General features: G+C 63.6%; 5 protein-coding genes and 1 pseudogene. 3 read left to right on the top strand and 3 right to left on the bottom strand.

Features of this window, described 5'->3' with window-relative positions:
* Positions 1–117 precede the first annotated feature (117 nt).
* From CV770_RS18090 to CV770_RS18100, 3 genes are all read left to right on the top strand, one after another.
* Positions 118–615 carry a GNAT family N-acetyltransferase gene (locus CV770_RS18090; protein WP_091961506.1) on the top strand — a complete coding sequence of 166 codons (498 nt, stop codon included), beginning with the start codon at positions 118–120 and terminating at the stop codon, positions 613–615.
* A gap of 220 nt (positions 616–835) precedes the next feature.
* Positions 836–2,350, top strand: coding sequence for an ATPase domain-containing protein (locus tag CV770_RS18095; RefSeq protein WP_091961510.1), 1,515 nt, complete (start codon positions 836–838; stop codon positions 2,348–2,350).
* Complete coding sequence (locus CV770_RS18100) at positions 2,347–4,053, top strand: ATP-binding protein (protein WP_091961513.1); 1,707 nt, start codon at positions 2,347–2,349, stop codon at positions 4,051–4,053. Before CV770_RS18095 ends, CV770_RS18100 begins: the two co-directional genes overlap by 4 nt.
* Before the next feature lie 42 nt (positions 4,054–4,095).
* On the opposite strand, the gene CV770_RS18105 is transcribed toward CV770_RS18100, so the two are convergent.
* From CV770_RS18105 to CV770_RS18115, 3 genes and pseudogenes are all read right to left on the bottom strand, one after another.
* A complete protein-coding gene (locus CV770_RS18105) occupies positions 4,096–4,338 on the bottom strand; it encodes a hypothetical protein (RefSeq protein ID WP_091961516.1) in 243 nt (80 codons plus the stop codon).
* 47 nt (positions 4,339–4,385) lie between these two features.
* Positions 4,386–5,507, bottom strand: coding sequence for a DUF2336 domain-containing protein (locus tag CV770_RS18110; protein ID WP_104463261.1), 1,122 nt, complete (start codon positions 5,505–5,507; stop codon positions 4,386–4,388).
* Positions 5,508–5,789: 282 nt separating this feature from the next.
* Positions 5,790–6,048 (bottom strand): annotated as a pseudogene (locus CV770_RS18115) (hypothetical protein); the annotation flags it as partial.

Consider the following 6,048-nt stretch of genomic DNA (forward strand, 5'->3'; position numbering starts at 1 on the left):
AACAACCTAAAGCAGGCCGCGCGCCGGTTGACCTGTCGGGCAAAACAGCGGCACGATGGCATCATCGGCCTCGACAACACCCAGATCGCGACCGGCTCCGGGCGACACTCTGCTTCCATGGATCGCTTCAGTACCGACAACCTGACCGCGGAGAGGCTGAACGAAAGTCACCTCGCCGACCTCGTCGCGCTCCATCTGGATCCCGAGGCGTCGCGTTATATCGGCGGCGTGCGCTCGGCGGAGGCAACGGAGAAATATCTCGTCGCCAACATGGCGCATTGGGATCAGCACGGCTTCGGCCTGTGGACGCTGCGCACGAAAGACGGCGCATTTGCCGGACGGGCGGGCATCCGGCACATCCTGGTGGACGACGTCGACGAGATCGAGATCGCCTACGCGTTCACCCGCAACCTCTGGGGCCGGGGATTTGCCAGCGAGATCGCGACTGCGCTGACTCAGATCGGGCTGTCACAGCTCGAACTGCCGTCTCTCATCGGTATCGTCTATGTCGCAAACGGCGCATCGCGCCGTGTGCTGGAGAAATCGAATTACCTGCTCGAGCGGAGCACGAACCGTCACGGCGAGGACGTGGTGATCTACCGAATCCGGCGGTGAACGTCACAATGAGACGATTGGAGCGCGCTGACCGGCCTTGTTGTGTTCAATTTTGAACCGACACAGCGAGTGCGGTCATTACCGAGGCGCGGGGCGAGAGCACCAGTTGCCGGGAACTCGGGCAGCGCTGGAGAGTTCCTTGTACGGACCTAGCTTGGGCCCCAGCCCTCTCTTTAGACGCTGGGCGAAAGCGGTCCTCCGGAATATCGTAGGGGGTTCAATGACCGGTCCATCCAGGGCTGCTCCAGACAGCGACATCAAGGACTTGCCGCGGGTTTCGACGGGCAGTGAAGGCCTGGATGACATCCTGGGCGGGGGCCTCGACGCCAATCGGATGTATCTCTACGAGGGCCGGCCGGGCACCGGCAAAACCACGATCGCGCTCCAATTCCTCCTGAGGGGGGTGCGGGATGGTGAACGTGTACTCTATATCTCCCTCTCCGAAACCAGGCGCGAGCTGAACCTGGTTGCGCATCGGCACGGCTGGTCGCTTGATGGTGTCGATATCTTCGAGCTGGTCCCTCCTGAGACGACCCTCGATCCCGACCGGGAGCTTACGGTCTTCCATCCGGCCGAAATGGAGCTGAGCGAAACGACCAGCCTGATCTTCAAGGAGGTCGAAAGGATAAATCCCACGCGCGTCGTTCTCGATAGCCTGTCCGAACTGCGCCTGCTGGCGCAAAATCCGCTGCGATACAGGCGTCAGGTTCTGGCGCTGAAGCACTTCTTCACCAACCGCAACTGCACCGTCGTCCTTCTCGACGATCTTTCGTCGTCTCAGGACGATTTGCAGCTGCATTCGATCGCGCACGGCGTCGTCATGCTGGAACAACTCGCGATCGACTACGGTGCCGAGCGGCGACGACTTCGCGTGATCAAGATGCGCGGCATTCGGTTTCGCGGCGGCTTCCACGATTTTACAATTGCAGAAGGTGGCCTGCGGATATTCCCGCGGCTCGTCGCGGCAGAACATCACAAAGCCTTTGCAGGCAAACTCACTCTGAGCGGCAACGCCGAACTCGACCAACTCCTCGGAGGTGGACTGGAGCGCGGTACCAACGCGCTCCTGATAGGCGCTGCCGGCGTGGGCAAATCCTCGGTCGCGCTGACCTATGCGATAGCGGCCGCCGAACGCGGCGAGCACGCCGTGTTCTTTGCCTTCGATGAAGGCCGCGGCACCGTGGAAGCCCGCGCCCGGACGCTCGGCCTCCCGCTCGAAAAGCACCAGGAATCGGGGCTTATTCGATTTCAACAGATTGATCCGGCCGAGTTGTCGCCCGGCGAGTTCGCAGCAGCCCTGCGCACGAGCGTTGAAGTCGACAACGCCCGCCTGGTTATCATCGACAGCCTGAACGGTTACCTGAACGCGATGCCGGACGAGCGGTTTCTCATCCTGCAAATGCATGAACTCCTGAGCTACCTGGCGCAGCAGGGCGTGCTTACCATCTTGATCCTGGCCCAGCATGGGCTGGTGGGCCCGATGGAAACGCCGCTCGACATGAGCTATTTGAGCGATGCGGTGTTGATGCTGCGCTATTTCGAAGTCGGCGGGACGGTGCGGCGCGCCTTGTCTGTCGTCAAGAAGCGCAGCGGTCATCACGAGCATACCATCCGCGAGTTTCGACTCGGCAGCACCGGGATCAAACTCGGCCCGCCTCTCAGGGAGTTCAGCGGCATCTTTTCCGGAAATCCGCGGTATACCGGCACGGACATCCCGGAAGGTTCGGCAGAATGAGCGAACACCGGGATCACCGCGTTCTCGTTTTTGCTCCAATCGGACGCGACGGTCCGGCCTCGGCCGAGCTCTTCCGCAGCTCGAACCTCGACGCGAGCAACTGCCGAAGCCTGCCCGAACTGGTCAGCGAGATGTCCGCCGGCGTGGGTACCGTTTTTCTAGCCGAGGAAGGATTATTCGGGAAAGACACGGCTCCGCTAGCACAATGGATCGCCAGCCAACCGCCCTGGTCCGACCTGCCTTTTGTCATCCTCACCAGCCATCGAGAACAGCCGGCGGTCGTTGCCTGGCGCCGCAGCATTGTTTTGCTTCTCCGCAACGTCTCCCTGCTGGAGCGGCCGGTGCAGCCGATCACGCTGACCAGCGCCGTTCAATCGGCGCTGCGTGCACGGCGGCGCCAGTACGAGATCCGAGCCCTGCTCGCCGCGCGCGAGCAGACGGCACAGGAGCTCGAAAAGCTCGTGGTCGAGCGGACGCGAGCGCTGGAGGAAGCCAACAAGCAACTTCGCGTCGAAATGGAGGAGCGCGCCCGTGTGCAGGAGACGCTTCGCCAGGCGCAGAAGATCGAAGCCATCGGCCAGCTCACCGGCGGCGTGGCTCACGATTTCAACAATCTGCTGATGGTCATCTCCGGCGGCCTCGACATGCTCGATCGCCAGACAGACCCGAACCGCAGGCGCCGCTTGATGGACGGGATGATTCAGGCCGCGCAGCGTGGCGCCAGCCTAACCAAGCAGCTTCTGGCGTTCTCGCGCCGGCAGAAGCTTCGGCCGCAGCCCGTCGACGTGGCCGCGCAAATCGGCGGCATGCGAGAACTGCTCGATCGCAGTCTCAGGGGCGACGTTCATGTCGAGTTCGACTTTCCAGACTCGCTGTGGCCGGTGGAGGTTGATCCGGGCGAGCTCGAGCTCGTCATTCTCAACCTGGCCGTCAACGCCCGGGACGCGATGCCCAATGGCGGGACCATTCTCGTCCGCGGCGAGAATCTGCCCGATCTGAACGACGAGGAGATCTGCGGCGATTACGTACGGCTATCCGTGATCGACGAGGGCGTCGGCATGAGCCCGGAGATCCTGTCACGCGTGTTCGAGCCGTTCTTCACGACCAAAGACGTCGGCAAGGGGTCGGGACTTGGGCTCGCACAAGTCCATGGATTTGCCACGCAGTCGCGGGGCACGGTCCGAATTCATTCGGAAGTGGGCCGAGGCACCAGCATCGAACTGTACCTGCCGCGATCGTTCGACCTGCCTTTGAGCGAACAACACCTCATCGACCTTACCAGAGTGCGACCGAAGAAGAGCAATCAGGGCCGGATCCTGCTGGTCGAAGACGATGACGAGGTGGCCGCCCTGGTCGGCGAGATGCTCGGTCAGCTCGGTTACGACGTCACGCGCGCCGCGAGCGCGGCCGCTGCACTCGGCGCTTTGGCCGATGGTCGCTCCGTCGATGTCATTTTTTCGGACATCATGATGCCGGGCGGCATGAATGGGGTTGAACTCGCACAAGAGATCAGACGACGGCGCAGCGACATACCGGTCTTGCTAACCAGCGGCTACGCCGAAGCCTCTGTCCGCGAGGCGCAGGCGGCGGGTATCCGGATCCTGGCGAAGCCGTACCACATCGACGAGCTGTCCGCGGCGCTGGGTGCGGCGAGGTCGAATCCAGGGCTCGATGGAGACTCCAAGCGCTCCAACTCCTGCTGAGATCGGTCCCGGGCCGCGCGGAGCCAGCGGCACGGGGAACGTCTACCTGAAATACCCCAGCACGAGATCGATGTCGGAGCTTCCGGCCACCGTGCCGGTCAGTTCGGCGTCGATGACGCGGCGGCAGGCGTCGATCGCGGCGTGGTCGCCGAGGTCGTTGGCCGCTTCCAGCACGAGCCAGGCGGCGTCCACCGACGCCTTGTCGGGTGCTCCGCCGCCGAGCTCGGCGGTGACGGCGCTGTTGAGGTTCTTCTTGCGAACCGCGGTGCCGAATTGAGGCAACATTGCAAATACTCCCCTTCGAATTCCGGGACGATGCTCAGTGCACCTGTTCAGTGGACCTGAAGCTCGGGCTGACGGCCGCCTGAGGCGGAGTCAGCGGCGGTCTTGCGCGACTGGTAGAACTTCAAGACGCTGCGCGAGGTCTCGATCTTGAGCCGGCCGAAATCGCGCTCGTTGTCGTGGAGCTCGCGCGCCGTGATCAGATGATCCTTGGCGCCGAGGAACAGCAGCGACATGGTCGTGTCCCAGGAGAAGTCGAGCGCCTTGCACAGCACCAGAATCATCTCGCGGTTGCGGTCCATCATCGCGCGCTCGATCACGTCGACCGGCAGCGCCGACAGCAGCGACAGGCCGATCTGCACCTCGTCGAAGCGGTGCTGGCGCGCATAGTTCGAGATCGAATCCTGGTTGAGGTTGCCCTGGCGATACTGCGTCGTCACCACGCGCTTGGCGACGAAATAGCTGCGCGAGGACGGGCCGAACTTGGACTGAAGATCGCCGGTGACCTCGGTCACCGAGCTCTGGATCTGCGCCATCATTTCGGGCCGCTCGGTCTCGAGGCGGCGGCGGACGTCTTCCGACGCCTTCGAGATCAGCTGCTGGAAGATGTGGCGCGGTACGTCCTTGCGCAGGCCAAGCTGCTCGGCGAGGATCGAATCGCCCTCGGCGCGGCGGACCATGTGCAACAGGCCCGAGCCGGAGAAGCGCGCGCCCTCGTTCCTGGCAACCGACGTCACGACCTCCTGATCGCCGCGCTTGACCAGCACGTCGGTGACGGCCTCGCCGATCGATTTGCGCTGGGCGATTGCGAGCAGATGCGATTGGCCCTTGGTCATGGCGCTCTCGACCAGCATCTTCTCGTCGAGACGAGTGGAGTCGCGCAGCACGGGACCGGCGACCTCGATCTCGTCGTCGAGCGCCAGCTTTTCGATGACGTTGAGCGGAGCGTGATCGCACGCCGACATCAGCTCCGAGAGCTGCGCCCGCGCAGCGACCTCGATCTCGTCGGCGAGCCGCCCGATGACCTCGCCGAACATGCTGATCTCGTCGTCGCTGTAGCGGCCGGTGATCAGAATGTCGGTCGCATGCCACAAGGCCTTCGCCCGGCTCTCGTCAGTGCCGCGCGCGATCGCGTCGTCCAGATCCTGTAGAAGCGTTTTCGCCCCGTTCATCTCGATAACCCCAGTTCTTGGCGAGTAATTCTTGGCAGTTCTTTTGACGCGCCGCCCCGCCGCTCGTGGCGGGACACCGGATTCCTCTGGGAACTGACGCTAGAGATCAAACGCGAGAATTCGGTAAAATCGGCAAATCAGTTTTGCCGGGCAAAATTCATTCAAATGCGAGGGAATCGGTTTACGGGCGCGGAAGGTGCTGCCCGGGAGGTGCGCTCCCTCTCCCGCTTGCGGGAGAGGTTGCTCCGAGCCCGTGGGTCATCTCGCTGAACCAAGTCGCCCTTACGGATTCTGCGGCGTCAGGACCAGCGGCGGCTTCGGCTTGGGCTTGGCGGGCGGCGGACCCGGGGCGGGCTTCACGTCGATGGCCGGCGGCAGCGGCGCAAGCTGTTGGGCGAGCGGCGGGCTTGGCGCGGCGGGCGCGGCCTGCGGGGCCTTTGGCAACGGCGCGGCTTTCGGCTTTGGCGGCGCGCGGCGCGGATCCTGGCCCGGTAGCGGCACGTTAACCGGCGCCTGCTCGGGCGCTGCATCCGGAGACACC

This window comes from Bradyrhizobium sp. AC87j1, from assembly GCF_002936975.1.
In the GTDB taxonomy this organism is placed as follows: domain Bacteria; phylum Pseudomonadota; class Alphaproteobacteria; order Rhizobiales; family Xanthobacteraceae; genus Bradyrhizobium; species Bradyrhizobium shewense.